Source organism: Mangrovibacterium sp., assembly GCF_041596335.1.
Classification (GTDB): domain Bacteria; phylum Bacteroidota; class Bacteroidia; order Bacteroidales; family Prolixibacteraceae; genus Mangrovibacterium.
The window spans coordinates 1-25,000 of record NZ_JBFHIT010000047.1; the positions used below are offsets into that span (position 1 = coordinate 1).

Genomic DNA, 25,000 nt, shown 5'->3' on the forward strand with positions numbered 1-25,000 from the left:
CATGCCTCCAAATGGAGTTACTTTTTTATCGGAATACTCGATAGGAAGATTAACCATATGGGTGAAATGTAATAGGTTATAGAATACCTCTAAATTAAAGCTTTCTGTAGATTTTTCTATTCTCTATTGCATAAAGTAGGTAAATCGCTGTTGGTTCGCGAAAGAAAGATCTCTTTTACCGACCCCTTGTATCAGAATACTGAAGTCCCAATTTTTATAGGTTGCACCCAGGTTCAGCGAATACTGGTAACGTGGCGTAGAATTACCGATTACTTTATAATCTCCGGTGTTTCCAAGTACGTAGTCTCCCCTATCGATCGAACCATCGTCGTTAAGGTCTTTATAGCGAATATCTCCTGCTGAACGAGACCAACCTGTAATGAATGAATAATCGATCGACGAGGTGACTTCTGTCGCTTCTTCATCAGACTGAAATAATCCTTCAGTTTCGAACCCCCAGATATCCCCCAGGTCTTGTCCTGAGAAATAGCTTGTTAAGGCTTTTGAGTCATTCGGATATTCTACAATACTTCTTTTATAATCGGATAAAACAGCGCGGACACTATAGCTGAAATCTTTGTTTACTTTTTTCCGCCACGATGCTTCAATTTCCCAACCTTGAACTCTGGAAGTTCCGATATTTGTTAGCGGAGCATCCGTTCCTAATTGTGCTGGTAAATCTGCTCCCTGTGCTGCCATTCCCTCAATGTCGGTTCTGTACCACGAAAATGCAACGTCCAATTTATTGCTGAAAGCAGTTAAGTCGAAACCAATGTCTGTCGTTTTTACTTTTTCCCATGTTAAGTTCTCACTGGAGATATCCGGTGTTTGCGAAAATGTTAATCGCTGTCCATCAAATAAATAAGAGGTTCCACCTGTATTTAAAGAAATGGTAGAAAGGTACAGGTAATTAGAAACATTTTGATTTCCTAAAGTACCATAAGAAGCTCTAGGTTTGAAGGTAGAAATCGCTTCAACAGGCCAAAAATCCTCTTTCGCCATGTTATAACCGGCCGATAAACTTGGAAAACCTGCCCAGCGGTTATCAGGTTCAAATCTGGAAGAACCATCTCTCCGATAACTAAATTCTAACAGATACTTTTCTTTATAGTTATACCGAAATCTGCTGAAAAGACCTACGGTAGACCAATGAGATATCGCTTCATTTACCGTTTGGTCATCGTCCAACGACGCGTTCAGCGAAATGATATTGTTACTAATCAGGTAATCGGTTGATGCCCCCATTGCATAGTAATTGTTCACTTCACTCTGAAAACCGACGGTGGCATGAATATTATGATCGCCGATCGACTTTTCGTAAGTTCCAAAAATATTTGGAGAGAAATACTCGTTAATCGAAACTGTTGGATCGTAAGTCGTCGCAGCCTGAGAGACTTTATCGACAAGACCATTTGGCACTACAGCCTGACTGGCCAGGATGGATATTTCCTGAAAGTTGTTGTCTCTTTTGTAATTCAAATTTACATTGAATTTAAGATCTTTGATTGGCTCGATAATGATACGAGGTAAAATAACCGTTTGGTCATTCTTTGTTTTCACACGCTGAAAATCCCAAAAAGGATAGTAAGTATGTTGCAGTAACTCTAACCCGTATATCGGATCAACCCGTGGCATGGTTGGTTTAATTTTAGTAATTAAGTCCAACACCCTCGATTTGTTCCAAAATGTACTATTGGTGCTTGATTCTGTTGGGAAATCAGTATAGCTTTTCCTGAATTTAGTTAGTAACTCAATAGTCAGCCAGTCGTTTACTTTGCTGGAAATTTTGGCATCCATATTATACCTTTGGTAGGATTCGTCGCCAACAGCCAACAGTCCCGATTCATCGTACGCTCCAACAGAAAGATAGTAGTTGAATTTTTCTGTTCCACCGGAAACGCTCAGGTTATTTTTAATTCTCTGAGCCCACTCTTTCATAATAACATCGTCCCAATTTGTCGCTCCGGTCGCCTCGATACCAATTGTTCCGTAATCCCAGCCATTTCCTGACGAATTAGAAACAATAGAGGGCGCACTACCCGGGCTTTCCATATTCGATATGATATTCGCTAAATCGTCATTCGTATAATAGGCTGACTGGTTATTATTCGTCCTTGCATCGTTTATGGTGTAAGCAAAATCGATAGGACTAGCACTTTCGGGCCATATAGAAGGTTGCGTAAGAGAGAAACTGCTACTCAGGCTAACTTTAACATTACCGTTCGCGTTTTTATTGCTCTTAGTTGTAACAATTACGGCTCCGGCAGCAGCCTGAGAACCGTAGATAGAGGCGGCAGCAGCATCTTTTAGCACTGACACTGATTCAATGTCTTCCGGATCAATATCATTCAAACTCATCTCTACCCCATCAATAAGTACAAGAGGTTCCGCATCGCCAATACTTCCGGTACCGCCACTAGTAACAAAACCACGAATATTAATGTCTGAAGCAGCACCTGGTTCTCCACCTGAAGACGAGTTCGAAATAACCAAACCCGGAACATTACCTTGCAAGGATTGAAGAGCATTAGCCGTAGGTCTGTCGGCGAAAATCTCTGAGTCGACCTGAGAAACGGCAGCGGTAAGGGTCAATTTTTTCTGCGTACCATAACCCACAACTACAACCTCGTCAATTCCTGCTACATCCTGCTCAAGCACAATCAGAAATTGTGTTTTACCGGCAAGAGCAAGCTCCTGTGTTTTCATACCAATAAACGACACCTGGATTGATTCTGCCGTTCCGGGAACTGTCAGGCTAAATTTCCCTCCGAGGTCGGTAACCGTACCAACCGTTGTTCCGGAAACCAAAACGGTTACTCCGGGAAGCGGCTCTCCGGTTTCATCACTCACAAGCCCGGTAATCTTCTTATCGGCTTGTTGCGCTTGTTGATTCAGCGCCTCAACTCTGCGTATAACAATCTGACGATCATAAACATCATAGTGAATGTTTTCGTCGTCAAAAATAACTTCCAGGATATCTTGAATACTGGCATCAGTCAAGTTTAAATTGACTCGCTTTTCAACATTCACATCCTCATTCTTGTAAAGAAAAATAAACTTACTATTGTTCTCTACATAATTAATAACCTCACGCACACTCGAATTATGCAGATTTACATCCATTCGCGTGTTCTGCGCATAGCTTTTTGCTTGTGCAGCCATCGAAATTCCGAAAATCAGTATAAAAAGAACTCGCATAACTTTACTCATTTTTTGCACGATCCCCGGATCAAGGGAATCATTCAATGAATTTTTTTTCATAGATTTGTTCGCTTAATGTTAATAAATACTGTTGTTTGAATGGTATTTTGAACCGGAAAATGCTGCAACATTTTCCGGCTTCTTTATTTCACAACGTAATTCCAATCGTTTAGTTTCTCAAACTGCAACCCGGTAAGTTTCTCCAGGTATTCAAATACTTCCTGCTTATCTTTAGAAACATCCAACTTTCCGGAGATAACCATTGAGCCGTCCATCGGATTTTCATACTTAAACCTGATATTATAAAAACGTTCAAGTTTTTTGATTACCCGACTTAAATCGGCATCGGAAAAGCGGAATAGTCCTTCGGCCCATAGGGTATAGCTTTCTACATCAACCTGGTAAATGTTTGTTTCGTTATTCTCTTTGCTCCAAACCCCCATTTGTCCGGGTTCGAGTAAAACACTTCGGTCGAATAATCCCGCCTTAGCTTTAGTTAGTTCAACACTACCCTCTGCCAATACCGTTTGAATGAATTGATCTTCGGGATAAGCTGACAAATTGAAGCGTGTACCCAAAACCCGCACCGAGAGATTGGTTGTTTTCACGATAAACGGATGTTTCTTATCCGGCTCTACGTCAAACAACGCTTCACCGACTAAATACACCTCGCGCGTTTTATCATTGAACCGGGAAGGATAAACTAAGCGGCTACCGGCATTCAACCACACTTTAGTGCCATCGGCCAGAGTTACTGTTGAACGGCTACCGTAGGGAATGACCAAGGTGTTCATTGATGGAACTTCCTGACTACCCGACTCGTCAACAATCTCGTTTTCATCAATCCGAACAGTACCATCAGTTGAGTACTCCAGCTCAGACTGCTCTCTTTTCAAGCGGATTTCTTTTTCGTTTCCAAGAATTAGAACCGGTTCCGAGATATGATGCGACAAGGTTAAACTTTCCACCGGGAAAGCCGCGTCGCGATCCGAAAAGTAAAGGTAAACAAGACTTCCACCCAGAATGATTGATATAAAAGCAACGGCCGCGTACCGCATCAATGTGCGGACAACCAAAAACCGTTTTTTACGTGCTTCAATGCCTTCCAGTTGACCGATAATTCTCCGGGCCAAATCTCTTTTTTCGATTTCTGCCAAGGATTTATCGTTATACGAAAGGTGCTCCTGAAACCGGGATTTAAACTCAAGAATGAGATCTGCTTCTTCCGGGTTGGATTTCAGGTATTGGTTCCAATATGATTCTATCTCGATCGTTGGGTGATAGATCCATTTAAAGAACAGTGGGTTTTCTATTAAATGTGAATATAACTCCATACACTTATAAGAGGAGCTAAACCTGAAAAGGGGACAACATTTTTTAACTTTTCTATGATGAAATGTTAATTTTTGCAAAGAAAACGATAGAATATTCTGACAAGAACAGGGAACAAAAGACAAGCAACACACTGATCTACAAACAACTGACTAGAGCACTCTGAAAGTCAAAACAAACTCGATCATTGTTCCTCCAAGCCGATTCTGAATATGTTTTAATAAACGCTGAACCTGCTTTTTTACCGTATCGGGTTTCAGATTAAGCATCTCGCCGATTTCGGTGTAAGTAAGTCCGCTGTTAAATTTAAGGAAAAGAAGTTCTCTTTTTTGGGCATCCAGACTCTTTATTTCGTTTTGTAACAGCAAGATATTCTTTTCAAGAATCTCCTTGTCTGAAATTTCTTCGATCGAAAAAGTCAAATTGAACTGTTCAAACGATTCGTTGGTAAACTCCAGCGTTTTGCTTTTTTCCTTTAGTTTTCGAATAATGATTCTTTTAAGACTCTTGAACAGGTAAAATTCCAAATACTCTGGCTGTCGTATACTGGAACCGTAACGGTAAACATCAATGAATAAGTCTTGAATGGAGTCCTCTAAAAGCACTTTATCAGAAGTAATCTTCGAACCATAGGAGTATAAAACGTCAACAAATTCGTTATAAATGGATTCAAACGCCCGGCGATCGCCCGCTTTAAAATTAGCCCATATTTCCTGCCAGTATTTTACGTTGGGGTTGCTCTCCACTCGATATCACTTGTTATTAAAAGTCCAAATGTAGTAAATCAATTCAACCTTACAAGGCACTCTCGTGGCGTACTTCAATTTTGGAGACTGCCAGAGTCGGTAGTCGAGGTTGAACAACCATCGAACAAAAGTTGCTTAATGAAATTATTGGCGTAGCGCTAGTTTGCGATCTGCCAATAATCTGACTACCAGCCCATAGCCCGACCAATACAACAGCGAGGGTGTCCGGTTTAAAACCGGACACCCTCGCAATTAGATCAAACAAATGAAGCCAAACCGCACAATCTGGTTTCTATTAATTTTGGTGCAGCTGACCAATGAATGGGTTCATTTTCTTTTAGTTTTCGAGTACTTTCAACTGCGTCCAAGCCAGTTGCAGATCTCGTTCCGACTCCAAAAGTTGATCTTCCACTTCGTAATTAAACTGCATTTCAAGCAAATAATCGATCAACGAAAGGTGTCCGGCGTCGAGTGCTTCTTTCAGCAATTCCTGTTGTTCAATTTTGGCAAGTTCGCGCCGAAGCTCCTCAACACGAGCGGCATTCAGCTGAACCGAGCGAGCCAGCCTGGTCATTTCTGCTTTATAGTGAAGCTGAAAATCCTCCTGCTCCAGAGCCCCTGCCTGTTGCCTTAAACGGGCTGCTTTTACCGTATTCTTATTCTCCCAAAGCGGAATAGAAAGTCCAAGCGTTACCCCCTGAAACTTTTCACCAACGGTATTTTCCAGCATGTAGCCACCACTGATTCGTGGCAACTTTTTACTTTGGTACAACTTCACTTCTCGATCAGAAGCCTCGGACTGCAAGGCATACCACTTACTTCTGGGACTTTGCTGAAGCAGCTCGGCGAGACGGTGTTCAAAATCCGGAGCCAATTCTACCGGAGCAAACTCGCGTGTTTCAACCGCAACAGGCTGATTGCCATTCAGTGCAAAAAGATTGAGTAACAACAATTCGCGCTCTTGTTCCAAACGGTGCAAGTGCTTTTCCGACTGCAAAGCATTTAAGGCCGCTTTATTGCGGTCGATCCGGTTGGCATCGCCCACTGCTAAACGCTGCTCGTAGGCATCCGCCAACTTTTTGGCGAGAGTTGTCCGCTCTTTACCGATGTCAATTTTCCGATTTAAACACACCAATTCAACCCAAAGCTGAGCAGCCTCTATCCGGAGTTCCAAACGATACTGATCGGCGGTCATTTCAGCCTGTCGGTCACGCAAATCAGCCAATTTACGCTGATGATGGTACACGGTGGGAAAGTCGATTTCCTGGGTCACCGAAAAATCCTTTCGGTTTCCAACCGCTGAAGGACTCCCCCACAAGTAGCCACCTTCAAGCTGCGGATTAGCAGGCACATTCCCCACCCGATTTTCAAGCTGCTGCGCTTCTACAAGCGACTGCTGCGCCTTGTAGCCGGTATTATTCGCTTCTATTTCCTGTAGCAGTTCATGCAGGTTTTGCTGAGCTATTACCGGCCCAAAACAAACCATAGCCAGCAAACTATAAATTATCTTTCGCATCGTCATTTTGTTTTAAAAGTCCAAAGCGGTGCACTAATTGGTAGATTACCGGCACCAAATAAATATTCAGCAAGGTTGAAGAAAGCAGTCCACCCAGAATAACTTTCGCCATCGGACTTTGAATTTCGTTTCCGGGCGCATCGCCACGCAAAGCCAACGGAATTAAGGCCAAAGCAGCCGTTAGTGCCGTCATTAAAATCGGACTGAGCCGGTCGACAGAACCACGAATAAGAATATCGTCCAGTTTCATGCCCTGAGTTTCCATTTGCTGAAACCGGGAAACCAGCATGATTCCATTTCGGGTAGCAATACCAAACAGGGTAATAAAACCAATAATTGCCGGAATACTGAGCATACCCGAAGTAAAGTAAATGGCAAAAACACCGCCAATTAAAGCCATTGGCAGGTTGAGCAGAATAATACCGGCCAACTTCATGTTTTTAAATTCCTGGTAGAGCAGCAAAAAAATGATGACAATAGCGAGCAAAAATGCCAGAACAAGTGTTTGCGATGCCCGGGCTTCACTTTCAAACTGCCCGCCATACTCAACACGATAACCTTCGGGAAGCGAAACCTGTGCATCTACTGTTTCGCGGATTTCGTTCACCGCCGATCGTAAATCGCGACCACTCACGTTGGCCGAAACGACGATTTTACGTTGTACATTTTCGCGGCTGATGGTATTGGGACCCGACACCGAAACAATGTCGGCCACCTGCTCCAAAGGCACTTTCCCTCCCAATCGGGTGTCGATCAAAGCCGCTTTCAAACCCGCAATGGTATTGGTATATTCGGGTTGAAAACGCAACAACAAATCGAAACTTCGCTGCCCTTCGTATATTTCGGCAACGGTTTCGCCACCAATTGCCAGATCAACAAAATGCGTGAATTCGCTGATACTGATACCATATTGCGCCAACATTGCCCGGCGTGCTTTAATTTGAATTTGAGGCACTTCAACCTGCTGCTCCACATTCACATCAACCAGTCCATCGAGATCGGAAATACGATTTTGGACCAACGTTCCGATTCGAAACAGCTCCGTTAAATCGGAACCAAATAGTTTAATCGCTATGTTTGCGCGCGTACCCGACAGCATATGATCGATGCGATGTCCCAATGGCTGCCCAACAGTTGTGGCAATTCCCGGAATGCCATGTAGTTTCTCCCTGACAGCGGCCATAAAAGCGTCTCTCGATCGATCGTCCAGTTCAAACTTCACATCGATTTCGGCACTATTGGTAGACTGCGAATGTTCGTCCAGTTCACCACGACCAGTGCGGCGGGCTGTACTTTTCACCTCCGAAATCGAAAGCAATTCCTCTTCAATCAGTTTTCCTAGTCGGTTGCTTTCGTCGAGCGATATACCCGGCTGACTCACTGCCGCGATGGTTAAAGCGCCTTCATTGAATTCGGGCAGGAAGCTACGCCCCATTCCCGCTAAGAGTAAAACAGAAACCACCAGAAGCCCCAGAGCGCCGCCCAAAATCCATTTTTTCCATCGAAAAACAGCCACTAACGAGGATTCATAATAGTGATTCATATTGCGGGTCAGCCAATTATCGTTGGCTTTTCTGTTCAGGTATTTTTCGTTGGCAAGCAGTAAGCGGCACAACAACGGAGTCAGTGTCATAGCTACCACGAGCGACACGAAAAGTGAAACGATATAGGCGATTCCGAGTGGACGCAACATCCGTCCTTCCATTCCGGATAGAAAAAACAACGGAATAAACGCGACCATGATAATCAATGTCGCATTGAAAATTGAAGAGCGAATCTCCTTCGAGGCATCGAAAACAACGTTCCAGACCGCCATGCGCTCGTCAACCGGCAACTGATGATTCTGCCGCAAACGCTTGAACACATTTTCAACATCGATAATTGCATCATCGACCAGCGAGCCAATCGCGATTGCCATTCCCCCCAGGCTCATGGTATTAATCGTCAGGCTGAGCGCTTTAAGAACCAAAACAGCTCCCAGTAGCGACAGCGGAATTGCCAACAACGAAATGATCGTTGTCCGAAAGCTTCCTAAAAACAAAAACAGAATGACAACCACAAAAAGTCCCCCTTCGAGTAAGGCATCTTTCACATTATTCACGGCAGTTTCGATAAAATCCGCCTGACGGAAAATATGGGTATCCAGCAACACATCAGGGGGAAGAGTTTTGCTGAGCGATTCGAGATTCGTGCTTATATTCTGTGTTAAATTGAGGGTATTGGTATTGGGCTGTTTCGAAATAGAAATGATTACCGCAGCTTTAGCATTTTGCGACGCATGCCCCATTTTCACAGCTGCGCCAATTCGCAATTCAGCAACATCTTCAACATAAACCGGCTGGCCATTTTTCAGTTTGATAAAACTGCGGCCCAGCTCGTCCAAATCAGCCGTTCGGGCCATGCCACGAACCACATACTCGTTGCCGTACTCGCGAATTAGTCCACCGGTTGCATTTTCGCTCATACCAGCACAAGCGCTTTCCAGTTCATCCAGGCTAACGTCATAAAGATCCATCATTCGAGGCTTTGCAAACACCTGATACTGTTTGTAGTCGCCACCAATAATTGTTACCTGCGATACACCGCCGGTAGCCAACAGCACCGGTTTCACATTCCATTCGGCAATCGTTCGCAAATCCATCATCGAGGTGGAGTCTGATTGCAGACCAACAAACATCACCTCTCCCATCACGCTCGACTGGGGTGCCATAATTGGTTGGCCAATTCCTGCAGGCATTTGTCCGGCCAAGCCAACCAACTTTTCACTTACAATTTGCCGGGCTCTGAAAATATTGGTTCCCCAATCAAATTCTATCCAAACAAACGAAAAACCCTGCGACGAACTGGAACGAACACGACGAACATCAGTCGCTCCGTTCACTGCTGTCTCAATCGGGAAGGTTACCAATCGTTCTACTTCTTCGGCAGCCATACCGTGGGCGTCGGTCATCACCACAACGGTCGGTGCTGTCAGGTCCGGAAAAACATCCACATCCATGTCGCGGGCGGTATAAATTCCGCCAAACAACAGGATGGCTGCGGCTAACAAAACAAACAGTTTATTTTGAAGCGAAAATTTTATGATATTATCTAACATCTTATTTCCCCTCCATTAGTGTACATGCCCGGCATGCGGATCCAGTGTTCCGGAGGCCGAAGCGAGTTTCAGCATAACAGCTCCTTTGGTAACAATCCGTTCGTTGGCCGACAGACCTCGTTCGATAACTGTTTCGAGGCCGTTTGAGGAACCCGGAAACACCTGGCGCTTTTCAAACAGCTCGGGATTTAACTGAACGAAAACAAAGAAATTACTTTGCTGTTCCATTATTGCGGCAACCGGCACCACTGTTTGATTTTGGCTTGAAACAGTGCTAAAATTCAGCTCCACAAAACTACCCGGCAAAAAATCGCCAGCATTATCGCATTCCAGATAAACCGGCACCATAAAGTTTGTCTCGGCAGCCCGTGTTCCTACTGACAACAAACGACCATTCAACTCTGTTAAATTCCGCCAGCCATCTGTTTCGCTATGGTAAGTTACCGCACCTATTTGCGATAAAGCGCCAGCATACTTTTGTTGCACTCCGGCAACAAGCTGCACTTTACTATAGCTGGCCATGCTCGCCAGCGCATCTCCAACATGCACATATTGGCCATTTTTTACCCACAATTTTTCGAGCGATCCGGCTTGTTCTGCTTTTACCAACTGACCGCTTGCATTAAAGTTTTGTTGAAGGTTTTCATATTTCGCCTTAGCGTTCGAGAATCTATTCTGAGCTTGCAGAAACTCCCTTTGCGACACAATCTGCTTTTCAGCTAACTGTGCCATGCGTTCGTATTCTGCTTTGGCTAATTCGTAATCGCCTAACGCCGATTGATAGACCAATGCAGCATTGTCGTCGCCCATGCCCGAGCCAGCAATACGAAACAGCTGTTGTCCGGCCGAAACGCTGCATCCGGCCACCAGGCCGTTCGATGCAAACTGAACCAGACCGTTGGCATTAGCTGTGAGCGTTTTCGTTTTGGCGGGAAGTGCCTCCACCCGCGCTGTTGCTTTAATAAGCTGCCCAAAAGGTTTCGACTGAGGCATAGCGGTCGCGAAATCAATTTTCCACGATTGCTCCTTTGTAAACTGAATGGCTGTTGCCGGAATTTCAGGTTCTGTAAAAGCATGAAAAGGTTCGTGACTATCGGCAAATACCCGAACTGGAATATGAATTTTATCCGCCCCGATGGACACCGAAAATAGTCCTTCGCCGGCTTTGGTTGGCTCAACCGTACATTTATAAATTCCGGCCTGAACCCGCTTCCCGTTCGTATTGAACGATTTATCCCCTACAGTTAAACTTATTTCTATGTCTGAGTCATTCAACGGCTTAAAATCGGCCAGTTGTGTTAAATGAATCAACATCTCCGCCGGTTCACCCTGAACAAAAGGATCGGCCTCTGCAAATAGCTCCCAGTGATCGGTATATTGAATTAACGTGTGAGAAATTTCTTCGTGATGGGCATGTCCTTCTTCCGGATGTGAGCTTTCGTGATCGCCATCGTGATCATGATCGTGATCGTGAGATGTACGATTGCTACAAGCCGAAATAGCAAAACAGGCCACCAATAGCATGACAATTATTCGCTTCATATTTTTCATTTTTTGAACGTATTTTGAAATTGGCTTAGTGCGTAAAACTAACACAAACGAATTCATGTAAGTTGACTTACAAGCCATTACTTTTAATCAGCCAAGACCACGTCGTTGGCTATAGACAGACGAAAAAAACTAAGCGATTGAAGGAGGCCCCCGACGAGCATGAGCCTGATGGAGAGGTGATCGCGGGATTGCAATCCGATGTTCCAACCAAACCACGTTCTCTTTCTCCGGAACACGAAATTCCTGAACGAGTTGCTGGAGCAAAAAAGCCGTTTGCAGCAATAGTATTTTTCCCGGCACAGGATCAATCTCAAAATGGCAAGGTATAGCCGCTTCGTCATGATGATGACAATCAGCGGAAGAACAAATTTCGGTTTGAACGGAACTTATTTCGTGAGTCTGCTCCTGGCTGCAGGTATCCGAAACAGATCTTTCGTGATGATGGTGCGGAATCAGACCATGTCCCAGCACAACCAAATAGGTTGTAATAAGTAGGATCGATATAATTGACCGCATTTTTGACATTCAACAAAGATAATTTTTTCCACGAAACTTAAACTGTTTTCAAGTTGAGCGAAAACCTGCCTTGAACAATGGTAGGTTTTCGCCCTCATAAAACTTACGACCGACTAACCTGAAACCCTGCTTGCGACAAGCTTAGATCGACAAAGCGAGACCGTGCATTAGGTGGGTTTTCATTCAAAATTTGTTTTATCCGGCCGGCTGCTTCCGGACTTTTAGCCAGCATAAACATGTAACCACCACCTCCGGCTCCGGGTAACTTGTATGCCAGGCACAAGTCCTGAATTTGGCTGATGATTGCCTGAATAGCCGGTGGATTGGTGCCCGAATCCAGGTTTTGCTTCTGCTGCCAGGTTACCGCCACCTGCTCGGCGAAATACTCATAACTTCCGGTTTGTAAGGCTTCAAAAGTCGTTCGTGCATGAGTCTTAATTTCATTTAAAATTGCCAAATGTCGGGTTGAATTCAGAAACATCCCCCGGACGATTTCCGACAAAATACTTTTGGCCATGCGTGTAATACCGGTGTAATACAACAACATGCAGCTATTATATTCGGGGCGGGTAAAAAGGTAATCCGGAGTCCAGCGTACCGATGGCGACTGATAAAGACCCGATGGAGTTTCCAAAAGCTTTATTCCCGGAAAAACTCCTCCATACTGATCTTGCCAACCTCCGCCGGTAGTAAGCAATTGCTCCAACACCAAGGTGCGGTTGCAGATTTCATTCTTATCCCAGTTTAAGCCGCAAAAATCGGACAATGCACCCAGAACGGTTGCCGCCAAAATAGAACTAGTGCCCAAACCAGAGCCTTTGGGAATTGCCGCCAACAACGAAATTTCAATTCCGCTTCCAAAAGATTTTAGCTGATCAACAAGAGTTCCTTTGCTTAATTTTGAAAATACGGGACCAAATCCGGCCAAACTCAAGGCTGCTTTAGGGATTGAAAACGGAGAGCCAACCTTTTGACAGTCGGCCAGTTCTTCAAAGGTAGTTAGATCTTCGCGGGCTCCTAAATCAATTGAGCGAAGAATTATCTTGAACTCGTCACAGGGCTTAATATACACTTGCAAAGGCGGTTGACCATTGAGTTCGACGGCCATGTTCAACACCGAGCCCCCCGACATCAGGCAGAAGGGCGGCGTGTCGCTCCATCCGCCAGCCAGATCAATCCGCACGGGGCTACGTCCCCAAACAATCTGATCGGGATATACATTGAGTTGCGGAAGAACCTGATCGCCTTTCAGCGAATGAATTAAACTTTCGCGCAGCAGACTAAATGCCTTTTGCTCTTCAACCATCGAATCGGCTCCTGAATATTGTGCTACCCGGCTTCGGAACATGTGATCGTGCAGGCGGATCATCGCTGATTCGTCATCACCCAAAGCTATTGGAAGGGGAATATTGTTCTCGGCGAAATCTCTTGCAGCTTCGTCCAGATTAACTTGATAGAAAACACTGCGCTGGTAGTTTTTCGCCAATATTGGCCAATTTTTTATTCTGAATTCTTTTCGTTGCCGGTAGAGGCGAATCAGATTCGCTTTCGCCGAAACTCCGGCTGCCGACAACCGCTCACTCTCCAACCACAGGCTTTTCATTGCCTCGTTCTCTTCCGGATGAATCATCCAGTTAAGCATTCTTCCAAGCAAATCAACATCCTGTATCAGCGGAAAAAGCGGCGCTTCCTGAATGTCCGTTTCCGCCGGAATTCCTGCCTCTTTCAATGAAATACCGCGTAATGAAGCCCACTCGGACAAACTAACGCCCATCCATTGCGTGGCAGGATCGCCAGCTTTGCCTGAAAACTTATCGGAAAAGCCATAGGGGCGCAAGGCCAAATTCTGCTCCCCTACCGGCACAACATCAACGCAGGTTTTTGCCGGTAATTTCAGTGCCCAATTATTCTCCGGAATTCCGGTTAAGATATGCTGCTGAGCCAAACCCCAGTCTTTCCCCACATGACTGTTCTCAACCCACAACTCTGAATGGTTGACTGACAAAGGAATATCGATTAGCGCATTCTGTACGAACATCGCCGGGTGAGGCTTCACATTTTTAGTCCAGATACTTCGTTGATCTTTAACGCGATTTTGCACTGCCAAAGTCGAGGAAATTAATTCGCGACTGGTGCCGTAATGGTAGAATTCGCCTTCGGGCATTGGCAAAATGGCCACCGAAAGCGCATTCAGTTCCGGATCGGCATTCGTTGCCTGCGATCCTAAATTAACGCCAAACTCACCATACAAATCGTAAAACGAAGGAACCCATTCATCGGATGGATTCTTTGCATTGAATCCGGACTTTTTCATCAACAATTCTACGGCACGATCACTAAGCAGCCAAACTCCAATATCCATCAAAAAAAGCTTGTTTACAGCTAATTCCCGAATGGTATCACTGCTTGGTTTCTGCAGCATATACAGCAGTTCGTGCGGATATTCCCGTTCGCAAACATAAACACCGTGGTTCGATGCCAATTCCGGTTCAACCCACATTCCGTAGCAAATCACATCAGCCTGCGGGAGCTTTTCAATCTCGCCCTTTGTCCGGATAAATGTGTCACCACTGGCAATTAACGTATTCACACCCTCGGGAGCGTTAGCCATAATTTTTTCGTACAGCGGCAATTGCAAATTCAGCAGGTTCTGATCGAGCCGCTGTCCTCGCTCGTACCGGAATACCGGAACCGGAGTTAATATTTTGCCACAAGTGGCATAGGAGGGTAAACGCCGGCTCTGACCACCAGCATGAATAATAATTCGACGATCTTTCCCCAGCCATTCCGAAAACTTCAGCTCCGGATTCTCCTGCAACCAATTTTGAAAAAACAGCCAGGCTGTACCGCCACCGGATCCTACTTTTGACCCGGCCGGATCACTGGCACAAAAATATTCTTGTTTAGTTACTTGTTCCAGCTCGTGAAACTGATTGACAAGGTTCTCGGGTAAAGAAAGTAGCTTTTTCATGTTGTTCTATTGATGGATTACCAAAAATAGATAAATTTTGCGTATTCAGCCTGAACGATCTATGTTTCGGCTCCACTGAGGGAATTTATACCCGGGATTCGTAAAACCAGTTATATTTAAGTTAAGCGAGACACTAAAAAGCGGCTTTCATCGTTCAAGCTCAATAAAAAGGCCCTAAATTACTGCTTATTCAGAGAGTTAAACCTTTCGCACGAAAAGAAAAAGAGACGCATGAAATCAAATTTTACCTGTAAACTGATTGCGACCTGTCTTGTTCTGTTCTTGGCTCAACTATCGTTTGGCCAAAGCAGAATTATTCGAAACCGAGGCTTCTACTATACCTTAGAGGGAACTATAGGTTATGGATTGGAAATGAAGACTGACTATTACAACGAGCTCTCACCGAATCCATTCAGCCTGGGAGTAAAAGCCACTGCAAATATCTTTTTGAACTATCACCTTTCTGTAGGCACAGGACTGGGAATCAACCAATACTCCGCTCCTGCAATGACTACATTGCCACTCACTGTCAATATGAAATACTTTACCGGCAAAGCGGCGGAATCTCCTTTTGTTTATGCTGAAGGTGGGTACTCGTTCCGAACGGAGGCCGATCAACAACACAAAGGGCCGCTTTATGAACTCGGAATCGGATACCGCCATCAATTACAAAGGCGTCATAATTTTTTCCTGTTCAAACTGGGCTACAGCTATTTCAAAACCAATCACTGGCTATACACGAACAAACCCAATACCCTAAATAGCGATTTTGATATGCAGTGGTACTATTTAGAGCGACCATCGGTAAACTTTTCGGTTTGTTTTTACCACTCTTCAAGGTATTAGAAGGTAACAGATCGTGTTCAGGCATTCGATTTTCAGATTAAAATAAGGCCGACCTTGATTGAGACAAGGCCGGCCTTATTTTGAAGTTCGAATGGTCAACTAATTATATCGTCTAAAAAAGCTATTCATTTGTTCGGTTAACCGCGAATAAATTGGTTTGGTAAACTCCAAAAACATATCCTGCGGCCCCGGTGGCGGAACAGCGGCATTGTTAAGAATCCGGACTTCGTCTTTGTTCAACACGCGATTGTCGCCAATAAAAATACCATACTGATTTCGCCATAGAAACTCGCCGGGAACCGTGTTATCTAAAACAGTTTTATTCGCCTGAAAATCAGAAATCCGCACTCGAATCAACCCCCCGGAGGCAACTTCATCGGTTAGCACCTTTATTTTTCCCTTGACACGAATCGGTCGTCGTTCTGTCCGAACCGAATCCCGTGACACCTTTACCTGTACTTCCTCCATAATTTCGCGGTCCAGAATTCGCTCCTCTTCGTAATGCTTCGGGCGTTCAATGTAGAAATCCATAAAAGCCAGCTTCACAACCATATCCGGATAGTCTAACTTGGCCGCCTGAGCCTCCTGCGGACTATAAAAGTTGACAAAACTCTGCGTCGGATACAACTGATTCATTCTCTCCATCAGTTGGTTGTAAAAGAAATCGGCCGTCAATTCGTAATTCATGGAAGGTGCAGGCAGAGGCTCAACCACAACCTTCAATGTGGCGATATCTTTTGCCTCATCCATCAGTTGCAATACATTCTGATAGCCGGGCACCAAGCGATCACATTCCCGAAAATTGCGACAGGCTTGCTTGGCATCGTCCCGATTTTGGCGCGCCAATAAGTTCTGCCCAACGGTATAATGCTCATCCGCTGCACGGCGAGTAACATCTTCTAACTCCGAGCTGTAAATTTTTGGCGACGAAATGATTCTACGGGCTGCCGGAATCCGACGAATGCTTTCCGAGATTCCATTGACTTCGTTCATCACGGCCAACGTTCTATTCCACTTAAAAACATCGTTACCGGAGAGGATCTGGTCAATCTCTTCCTGATAATACTGCATTGCCATTGGATATCCCTCTGCAACAACTTGTTGCGCTTTTCTATTGTCGGGTGAGTTACTGAGCCGATTCACTGCCTTGGCAATTGCCTCTCTAAAATTTCCGCGATCGAGCGCTTTTTGTCCCGAAGAGCATGCTCCTAAAAACAGAGCAACCACTAGTAACCAGTAAAGACGTTTCATAGGTATAGAGTTTATTTGATCGTTCGTAAAAAAAGGATTGAATGACTGAACCGCCAACACCGAAAATAGTGCCAAAGTTATTTAGTGCGCTAAAAGCAGAGGAGTTTCATGATCAAAATCAGCTCGTTAGCAACCGATCTCCATTCCAAACAAACTCGCCAAAACTGACTTTCATTCATTCCGAGTTTAAAAATAATTCTTTTTACCTATCCAGCAGGATAAACACCTTAATTCAAACTTATTTATAGCTATTCCAATTTGGTATCGATCAGCAATTTCGCTTCCACATTGCACCTCTCAATTGTTAAGCTTGCGAAAATTGCCGGCACCTGTCCTCCAAACTCCCCTAAATTTTCAATAACTTCCCGCGTCAAACAAACAAGCATGGCCCATTACGACGAAACATTTTCGAATGTGAAATTTGTGACCGAACAAGTTAAAGGAGTTGAGTTTGACGGATGCCGGTTTAAATCGTGTTCGTTCGAATCGTGTCGACTTGACCAAAGTAACTTTGTTGACTGCCATTTCAGTGATTGTAATTTTGCAATGGCACAAACCAACGAAACCGGCTTAAAGGAAGTTCGCTTCGAAAACTGCAAATTGGTAGGTCTGGATTTTAGTTCGTGTACCGATTTTTTGTTTCGGGTTGAATTTGTAAACTGCCAGCTCGACTTTGCTCTTTTCACCAAAAAGAACCTCAGGCAAACACCATTCAGGAACTGCTCCATTCGCGAAGCCGACTTCTCCGGAACAAACCTCACGGCAGCCACCTTTGCCGGATGCGATTTGGCGGGAGCGCAGTTTGAAAGTTGTATCTTCGAAAAAACCGACTTCCGTTCAGCCCAAAATTTCACGATAGATCCAAACCGGAATCGAATGAAAGGAGCACGCTTTTCACGGTTTTCACTGGCTGGATTGTTGCAAAATTACGGATTGACGATTGAGTAAGAAATTCATTTTATCTGGAATAAAAACATATGAACGAGAAACTACAGGCTTTTGGCCAACTATTGGAAATCATGGACGAGTTACGGCAAAAATGTCCTTGGGATCGGGAGCAGACGTTCGAGTCGTTGCGAAAACTCACCATTGAAGAAACCTATGAACTTGGCGACGCAATTCTGCAGGCCGATATGAATGAGATTAAAAAGGAATTGGGCGACCTGTTGCTTCACATTGTTTTCTACGCCAAAATTGGTGAAGAGAAACAAGCGTTCGACATTAAAGATGTCATCAATTCACTGAATGAAAAACTGATTTACCGGCATCCGCATATTTATGGTAAAGTGGATGTGGATAGTGCCCGCGAAGTGGAACAAAACTGGGAAGCTTTAAAGTTGAAAGAGAAAGGGCGGAAGAAGAATACGGTATTGGAAGGAGTTCCCGCATCGCTTCCGGCCTTGGTGAAAGCCAACCGGATTCAGGAAAAGGCCAGTGGCGTAGGTTTCGACTGGGAGCAGCCCGAACAGGTTTGGGAGAAAGTGAAGGAGGAAGTCAGCGAGCTACAACACGAGATATCGGCAACAGATCAGGACAAAATGGAGGGTGAATTTGGCGATCTGTTTTTTGCCCTGGTGAACGCCGCCCGGTTGTATAAAATTGATCCGGAAGCCGCGTTGGAACGTACAAACCTGAAGTTTATCAAACGATTCAACTACCTGGAAAGTAAAACACTAAAACGAGGACTTGACCTAAAGTCGATGCCTCTGGCCGAAATGGACAAATACTGGGAAGAAGCTAAAAAAATGGAGTAACAAAACGAACAACCGAATTAAAGCCAAAAACTGGATTAATTCGGTTGTTCATTGTTTATTACGGTTCCAAAATCCGGATCAACCGGTTGCGCCGAGCGCATTAGCAATGGCGTTCACACATTGCAATAAAGCAAATAGGTAATCATCCTCATCGGGAGTTTTATTCTTCTTACTCTCCCTCCATTTTTGCAATAATTCTATTTGCGCATCATGTAAAAAATCCAGCGCTTCGGCACGTAAACGTGTTGAATAGTAGTGATTTTTGCGGCGTTGTTCAATCGGAATTTCCAGCAAATCGGCCACCATATCCCGGGTTACATTCAATTCTTTATTAATGATGCCCATAATCCGCTCACGAATGGTCGTTTCCTCCACCATGGCGGCATATTTTGCCATGATTCTCTCATCAGACGAAGCCAGGCTCGAATCGAGGTTGGTCATCACATAGCGAACAAAAGGATCGAACGTAACCAGCTCTTTCAGGCGCTGATAGTCGGCCGGCTTTTCCGTTTTCAGCTCCAGCAATGTGGAGCCCACGCCATACCAACTGGTTATATTGAAGCGCGACTGCGACCATGAGAACACCCATGGAATAGCACGCAAATCGTCCATGCTGCGCTTGCCGGTTCGCCTTGCCGGTCGCGATCCTATTTTACTCGATTCAATGACATCAATTGGTGTTGCCTGCTCGAAAAAGCGAATAAAATCGGGGTCAGAAATCAGCTGACGATAGTAGAAACGCCCCCGGTCGCCCAAATGGCGAAAAAGAGTTTCCACATCTTCACGATCTGTTTGAACGTGATTATGCAGAACCGTTTGTGCTGTCACACTCGAGAGCATTAGCTCAAGGTTATAAGCCGCGTTCACCAGGTTAGCATACTTGCGCTCAATGGTTTCACCCTGTTCGGTAATTCGAAATTTACCGTTGATGGAACCACTCGGCAGAGTTTTTACGAACCAATGTGTTGGTCCTGCGCCACGACTGATGCTACCACCGGTGCCGTGGAAAAAGCGAATAGCAACTCCGTGTTTTTTGCCTACTTTGGTTAATTCTTTCTGGGCTTCGTGCAGGAACGAGCTGCTAGCCAAAATTCCGCCGTCCTTGTTACTGTCGCTGTAACCAATCATGACATCCTGAATCAGTTCGCCTCCCACATTTTCCCACGATTGTACTTTCAAGCTGTTTTTCACAACCGGATGACTCAAATAGTCATCCAAAATCGTCGGACTTTCTTTCAGGTCCTCAATGGTTTCAAACAATGGAACGACCGGAAGGATGGCTGCCAGGCTATTTTCCTTTTTCACCATCAACCCAACTTCACGCAGAAAGAGATAAACGGTGAGCAAATCTTCGGTATTGCGGGTCATGCTCACAATGAGTTTTCCAAAAGCATTGGGACTGTAACGTTGCACATGCTCGCTAACAACCTCCATGGCTCCCATCACATTCTGACCTTCGATCTCCAGATTTTTATGACTAACAAGAAATGGCCGATTGATCTTCAATTCCGCATCAAGGAAAGCGCGTTTCGCTTGCAGCGAAGCATCAATCTGCTGCGCTTGCTCCTCACCAAGAGACGCGCGAACAAGCTGGTTCAGCGCTTTCTCGTGATACTGGCTGTTTTGTCGAATATCCAGCTTGGCCAAATGGAAACCAAACACCCGCAATATACGCTTCAACCGGCCCACATCGACATGAGCGACCTCACCAATGCCGCAAGCCTCCAGCTCGCTGTACAGGAGGTTCAGATCGGCAATCAGGTCAATAGAACTGCGATAACTTGTTGGACGATCTTCCAATTCGAGATTAAATTCCCGGTTTTGTTCAACCGGAATTTTTTGCAACAGCAAGTGCACAAAGACTTTGAAAATTTCTTCTTCATGTTCTTTCAATTCGCGTTCAGCAGGCTCACCCAGTTCAGCGACCAGTTCTGCAATACGACGATTGAACGAATCTGAAACTTCATCCTGATTCCGATAAATACTAAGCTTTTGGGCCAGATCGACCAACTCGTTTTTTACAATATAGAAGGCGTGAATACGCAATTTACGCAGTGTCATCCGGGTAATTTCGGCTGTCACCAGTGGATGTCCATCGCGGTCGCCGCCCACCCAGTTCCCGAACGAGAGTACCGGATACAAGTCGACATTGTTCAACACCGTTGGATCGAACCCAGATTCTTTCCAGGCCTGACGCAGTCGTTTGTCCAGAATCGTTAACACCCCGGGAAACACATTGGTCAGGTAATGAAGCACATTGTCCAACTCAGATTCAATACGGGGTTTTTCAATATAAATCTCCCCCACATGCCACAGACGATGCAGAATTTGTTTAATCTCTTCCCTGACTTCCTCTTGCTCGATGTGCGTGTACATTTTATTCTCACGCTTCACCATTAAAAGGTATATTTTTCGGTATTCCTGCAAAACGACCGAACGCTTAGCCTCGGTCGGGTGCGCAGTCAAAACCGGTTCAATCAGCACCTTTGGCAGTACTTCCAAAATTTCTTTTTCGCCGACACCTTTGTCTTTCAGCATTTTAAACTGATTGGCCCACAAACCATTCACCTTAGCCATATCAACCTCTTCCTTCAAACGGCGACTTTGCACCGCCCCGTTCACTTCCGCCAGGTTCAACAGCTGAAAACACATCGACATCAGGTGGATATAATCGTTGCTGATCAGATCGGCCGGATCAGGTTTTCGGGTCTCACTTAACCAAGGAATAAACGGAACCAGGTTCTCCTTTTTACTCTCTTCCAAAACTTCTTTAAAGCAGGACAAAAGGAAATGCAAATCGTCATAGGGTTTTCCTAAAAACCGCCGGACTTGATTGAATACAGTACTCATACTTATGTGTCTTATGTCTTATGTGCTAAGAAAACAGCCAATTATATTAATCAGTTCAAAAATAGTTAACTAAACGCACGATTTCACCCGGTGAATTTCATTTTACAATTTCGCAGAATGGTTCCGGATGAAATGTAGCACTGCCAATAAACTAAATAGTTTGCGAGCTTGCAATACTATTGTTGCCAAAAGTTGTAAATTAACAAATACCAGAAAAAACCAACTCTAAATACATGAAATCAATCGTACTGCTTACACTCGCACTTTTATTGTCGCTCTCAAGTCAGGCTCAAGACATAACCGGCCAATGGCACGGAAAACTTAGCGTTCAGGGGATGCAGCTTCGTGTTGTATTTCACATTGACAAAAAAGACAGCAGCTACACGGCAACAATGGACAGTCCGGATCAAAATGCCAGAGGCATCGTGGTAAGTTCCATCAGTTTCAACGACTCAAACCTTCGACTGGCAGTTGCCATGGCAGGTATTGAATTCGAAGGAAAACAAATCACCACCGACAGCATTGCAGGCACATTCAAGCAAATGGGATTGACATTCCCGCTGAACCTAAGGCGCGACAACTCGGCTACCAGTACTAAACCAATACGCCCGCAGGAGCCTCATGCTCCTTTTCCTTATCAAACGGATGATCTCAAATTCGTTAATCAATCGGCGGGAATTAGTTTAGCTGGAACACTCAGCAAACCATCGGGAGTTGGCCCTTCTCCGGCGGTGGTTCTGATTACGGGAAGCGGCCCTCAAAATCGCGACGAGGAAGTCTTCGGACACAAACCATTTTTTGTCATCGCCGACTATTTGACCCGAAGGGAGTTTGCTGTTTTACGTTTCGACGATCGGGGAATTGGCCAATCGGAAGGAGATTTTGCCAATGCAACCAGCTACGACTTCGCGACTGATGTTCAGGCAGCAGTTCGGTTTCTGAGTACACATCCTGAAATTGATGCGGAAAGGATCGGTTTGGTTGGTCATAGTGAAGGCGCGATGGTAGCTTCGCTTGTTGCGAACAACAACCCCGATATCGCTTTTATGGTGTCGCTGGCAGGCCCGGGCATCGCGAGCGACCTCCTGTTGCTGATGCAGCGAGAGGCTATTGGCCGTGCGTCGGGCATGGACTCGACTGCTCTCCAAATTTCCTTAGACTCCAGCGAACGCACCTTTAAATTGATTAAACAGCATGAAAATACTGACAGCCTGAAAGTGAATTTAAGAGGTCTGTTCAAACAATTAATAGCAGAAAATCCCGGCCAGCACCTTCCACAGGGGGTTACTGAAGATCAACTAATTGAGCAGCAAATTGCGTCAATTTGCGCGCCATGGATGTTAAACTTTATCAAATTTGATCCGGCTCGCGTATTGGAAAACGTGAGCTGCCCGATCCTGGCACTCAATGGAGCGAAAGATCTGCAAGTTCCGGCCAAAGCAAATCTGGCAGCAATTGAAAAAGCGGCAAAATCTGGCGGTAATGCATCGATTGAAATACTGGAACTAGCCGGATTAAATCACTTGTTTCAGGAGTGCCAAACAGGGCTTCCTGCCGAATACGGACAAATTGAACAAACCTTTTCACCTTCGGCTTTGAAAATAATCGGTGATTGGATTGAAGCGAAAACGAAATAGCCATCGATAACAGCACTGGCTCCGCGGAAACTCGCTTTCTAATTTTGGAATTTTGCGAACCAATAATGCTCTTTCGGAAATTTCAACCCTGACTAGTCAACTACCCTCCGAATGTTAAATTTTCACTAAACAGAGCAAATAAAAGACATTTTTGTCGTATTTATTATGCCGATTACCCGTTCCTCGAAGCAAAGAACTCTTAACAGAACATCTCGCCATAATTCAAAGGCTCTCTTCGCCGGAAACATCCGGTGGAGAGAGCCTCTCTTTTATTCGACCTCTCGTCCCTTGCTCCTTCCCCCTCAACTTACTGAAACGATCAAGCCGGTCGGTCAACCAATAAACCGCCGAAATGAGACAATGATCAACTCAATCCATCGAACGAAAACACAGTAGATGGAAAGGAAACACCTCCCCTTTCAACTGAAATCCTCGGTAAAGTGCGGAATTGTTGTATATTCGTTCGCTACAATAATTTACAAGGCTTTAGGTAAAACACCAAACAAAAAATCTTCGTTTTAAAACGAAGAAAACCGGAAAATTTCCAGAAACCGATTGACAAGAGTTAAAATCGACAAAACGAATCTACATGCAGTTGGTTTTAAACAAGGTTGGCATTCATTGTTATAACCAGACCAACCGAAGAATACCGAGGATAAAAAAATGCAGATAACCAACTACCTATACTCCTTTAGTTATGCTAAAACTGAAAGTGAGTTATGCAAACTCGAATCGAAATACATTTTCAATGAAGAGGAAAAGAATAAAGTGCTTTTCTCCGATGTAAAGGCTGAACCTTCAAGCAGCGCTTTCATCAAAAAAAGACTTGATATCATCTTCTCATCTGACGATTACGCCAAACTAATAGCTAAAATAAAAAAAGAGAACCTATGCGTTGACGGTTTCAAAGTTGAATATTTGGTGCTACATGGCGATACAACCGAATATGCCGGGCGGCTCGATAAGTTAAAAGATATAGGTTACAGCATTAATGGCACTCCCGATTATTATAAGCCCACAATAACCTACGCAGTATGCTGTTACGAGGGACTGTGGTTTTTTGGCATTTTGGTTAAAAATAAATTCGACTGGTATAAACACAAGCAAAAACCCTTCTCGTACAGTAATTCAATCAATATAAATATTGCCAAAGCTCTTGTTAATATTGCAGCAAAGGCAAATAAAGAGAAAAGGCTGTTGGATACCTGTTGCGGTGTTGGCACAATATTGCTGGAAGCTTGTTTTGCAGGAAATAACATGGAAGGCTGCGACATTAACTGGAAGGTATGCAGGCAAGCCCGGCAAAATCTCGCTCACTTCAACTACACCACCAATGTGTATCGCTCCGACATTAAAGACATTCGAACCAGGTATGATGCCGCCATTATCGACTTGCCATACAATTTGTTTAGCTGTGCTGACAATGATACGATCAAACACATTATTGAGTCGACAGCAGAAATCACAGACCGACTTGTTATTGTATCAACTTCAGATATCGCAACCTTCATCAGCAACGCGGGATTGACCCTATCAGATCATTGCAGCGTTAGCAAAAGCGGGAAGGCAAACTTCGCACGGAGAATATGGGTTTGTGAAAAGGATTCCAACAGACCACAAACTGAAAGCATTAACCGCCCGGGCTGCTTATCTGAAATTTAAAGGAAGGAAAAACGGCTGGTAAATGGAACAAACGATGATATTCCGGGTGGTTTCTTGTTTAATCGCTTGC

General features: G+C 44.6%; 15 protein-coding genes. 5 read left to right on the forward strand and 10 right to left on the reverse strand.

Annotated elements, in window-relative coordinates; genetic code table 11:
- Positions 1-123 precede the first annotated feature (123 nt).
- The 8 genes from ABZD21_RS14890 to ABZD21_RS14925 form a co-directional block, all read right to left on the reverse strand.
- Positions 124-3,261 carry a TonB-dependent receptor gene (locus ABZD21_RS14890; RefSeq protein WP_372775859.1) on the reverse strand — a complete coding sequence of 1,046 codons (3,138 nt, stop codon included), beginning with the start codon at positions 3,259-3,261 and terminating at the stop codon, positions 124-126.
- Positions 3,262-3,344: 83 nt separating this feature from the next.
- A complete protein-coding gene (locus ABZD21_RS14895) occupies positions 3,345-4,535 on the reverse strand; it encodes a FecR family protein (protein ID WP_372775860.1) in 1,191 nt (396 codons plus the stop codon).
- A 150-nt stretch (positions 4,536-4,685) separates the two neighbouring features.
- Positions 4,686-5,279, reverse strand: coding sequence for an RNA polymerase sigma factor (locus tag ABZD21_RS14900; protein ID WP_372775861.1), 594 nt, complete (start codon positions 5,277-5,279; stop codon positions 4,686-4,688).
- A 337-nt stretch (positions 5,280-5,616) separates the two neighbouring features.
- The gene (locus ABZD21_RS14905; protein ID WP_372775862.1) at positions 5,617-6,795 is read right to left on the reverse strand and encodes a TolC family protein; all 1,179 of its coding nucleotides are present in this window, start codon (positions 6,793-6,795) and stop codon (positions 5,617-5,619) included.
- A complete protein-coding gene (locus ABZD21_RS14910; RefSeq protein ID WP_372775863.1) occupies positions 6,776-9,892 on the reverse strand; it encodes an efflux RND transporter permease subunit in 3,117 nt (1,038 codons plus the stop codon). Before ABZD21_RS14910 ends, ABZD21_RS14905 begins: the two co-directional genes overlap by 20 nt.
- Positions 9,893-9,907: 15 nt before the next feature.
- Positions 9,908-11,434, reverse strand: a complete 1,527-nt coding sequence (locus tag ABZD21_RS14915; RefSeq protein ID WP_372775864.1) for an efflux RND transporter periplasmic adaptor subunit — start codon at positions 11,432-11,434, stop codon at positions 9,908-9,910.
- Between the two features lie 138 nt (positions 11,435-11,572).
- The gene (locus ABZD21_RS14920; protein ID WP_372775865.1) at positions 11,573-11,959 is read right to left on the reverse strand and encodes a hypothetical protein; all 387 of its coding nucleotides are present in this window, start codon (positions 11,957-11,959) and stop codon (positions 11,573-11,575) included.
- Positions 11,960-12,062: 103 nt separating this feature from the next.
- On the reverse strand, positions 12,063-14,930 hold the full coding sequence (locus tag ABZD21_RS14925) for a bifunctional fucokinase/fucose-1-phosphate guanylyltransferase (protein ID WP_372775866.1): 2,868 nt from the start codon (positions 14,928-14,930) through the stop codon (positions 12,063-12,065).
- Positions 14,931-15,161: 231 nt separating this feature from the next.
- Between ABZD21_RS14925 and ABZD21_RS14930 the strand changes: the two genes are divergently transcribed.
- The gene (locus ABZD21_RS14930; RefSeq protein ID WP_372775868.1) at positions 15,162-15,776 is read left to right on the forward strand and encodes a hypothetical protein; all 615 of its coding nucleotides are present in this window, start codon (positions 15,162-15,164) and stop codon (positions 15,774-15,776) included.
- Positions 15,777-15,875: 99 nt separating this feature from the next.
- Here ABZD21_RS14930 and ABZD21_RS14935 read toward each other — a convergent pair whose 3' ends face one another.
- Positions 15,876-17,027, reverse strand: coding sequence for a hypothetical protein (locus ABZD21_RS14935; RefSeq protein ID WP_372775869.1), 1,152 nt, complete (start codon positions 17,025-17,027; stop codon positions 15,876-15,878).
- A 384-nt stretch (positions 17,028-17,411) separates the two neighbouring features.
- Between ABZD21_RS14935 and ABZD21_RS14940 the strand changes: the two genes are divergently transcribed.
- Both ABZD21_RS14940 and mazG read left to right on the forward strand, forming a co-directional pair.
- Positions 17,412-17,975: a pentapeptide repeat-containing protein gene (locus tag ABZD21_RS14940; RefSeq protein ID WP_372775870.1), complete on the forward strand. Its 564-nt coding sequence runs from the start codon at positions 17,412-17,414 to the stop codon at positions 17,973-17,975.
- Between the two features lie 29 nt (positions 17,976-18,004).
- Entirely contained in the window at positions 18,005-18,781 is a 777-nt protein-coding gene (mazG, locus tag ABZD21_RS14945; RefSeq protein ID WP_372775871.1) for a nucleoside triphosphate pyrophosphohydrolase, read from the forward strand.
- Positions 18,782-18,859: 78 nt separating this feature from the next.
- On the opposite strand, the gene ABZD21_RS14950 is transcribed toward mazG, so the two are convergent.
- On the reverse strand, positions 18,860-21,631 hold the full coding sequence (locus ABZD21_RS14950) for a phosphoenolpyruvate carboxylase (protein WP_372775872.1): 2,772 nt from the start codon (positions 21,629-21,631) through the stop codon (positions 18,860-18,862).
- A gap of 233 nt (positions 21,632-21,864) precedes the next feature.
- Here ABZD21_RS14950 and ABZD21_RS14955 point away from each other — a divergent pair, with 233 nt between their 5' ends.
- Together ABZD21_RS14955 and ABZD21_RS14960 are read left to right on the forward strand one after the other, a co-directional pair.
- The gene (locus ABZD21_RS14955; protein WP_372775873.1) at positions 21,865-23,268 is read left to right on the forward strand and encodes an alpha/beta hydrolase family protein; all 1,404 of its coding nucleotides are present in this window, start codon (positions 21,865-21,867) and stop codon (positions 23,266-23,268) included.
- Positions 23,269-23,931: 663 nt separating this feature from the next.
- Entirely contained in the window at positions 23,932-24,930 is a 999-nt protein-coding gene (locus tag ABZD21_RS14960) for a TRM11 family methyltransferase (RefSeq protein ID WP_372775874.1), read from the forward strand.
- The last annotated feature ends 70 nt before the right edge of the window (positions 24,931-25,000 follow it).

Coding starts and splice junctions, on each gene's coding strand:
- ABZD21_RS14950 (WP_372775872.1), bottom strand. CDS start 21,631: ATGAGTACTGTATTCAATCAAGTCCGGCGGTTTTTAGGAAAACCCTAT.
- ABZD21_RS14905 (WP_372775862.1), bottom strand. CDS start 6,795: ATGCGAAAGATAATTTATAGTTTGCTGGCTATGGTTTGTTTTGGGCCG.
- ABZD21_RS14895 (WP_372775860.1), bottom strand. CDS start 4,535: ATGGAGTTATATTCACATTTAATAGAAAACCCACTGTTCTTTAAATGG.
- ABZD21_RS14925 (WP_372775866.1), bottom strand. CDS start 14,930: ATGAAAAAGCTACTTTCTTTACCCGAGAACCTTGTCAATCAGTTTCAC.
- ABZD21_RS14955 (WP_372775873.1), top strand. CDS start 21,865: ATGAAATCAATCGTACTGCTTACACTCGCACTTTTATTGTCGCTCTCA.
- ABZD21_RS14930 (WP_372775868.1), top strand. CDS start 15,162: ATGAAATCAAATTTTACCTGTAAACTGATTGCGACCTGTCTTGTTCTG.
- ABZD21_RS14890 (WP_372775859.1), bottom strand. CDS start 3,261: ATGAAAAAAAATTCATTGAATGATTCCCTTGATCCGGGGATCGTGCAA.
- ABZD21_RS14935 (WP_372775869.1), bottom strand. CDS start 17,027: ATGAAACGTCTTTACTGGTTACTAGTGGTTGCTCTGTTTTTAGGAGCA.
- ABZD21_RS14915 (WP_372775864.1), bottom strand. CDS start 11,434: ATGAAGCGAATAATTGTCATGCTATTGGTGGCCTGTTTTGCTATTTCG.
- ABZD21_RS14910 (WP_372775863.1), bottom strand. CDS start 9,892: ATGTTAGATAATATCATAAAATTTTCGCTTCAAAATAAACTGTTTGTT.
- ABZD21_RS14960 (WP_372775874.1), top strand. CDS start 23,932: ATGCAGATAACCAACTACCTATACTCCTTTAGTTATGCTAAAACTGAA.
- mazG (WP_372775871.1), top strand. CDS start 18,005: ATGAACGAGAAACTACAGGCTTTTGGCCAACTATTGGAAATCATGGAC.
- ABZD21_RS14940 (WP_372775870.1), top strand. CDS start 17,412: ATGGCCCATTACGACGAAACATTTTCGAATGTGAAATTTGTGACCGAA.
- ABZD21_RS14920 (WP_372775865.1), bottom strand. CDS start 11,959: ATGCGGTCAATTATATCGATCCTACTTATTACAACCTATTTGGTTGTG.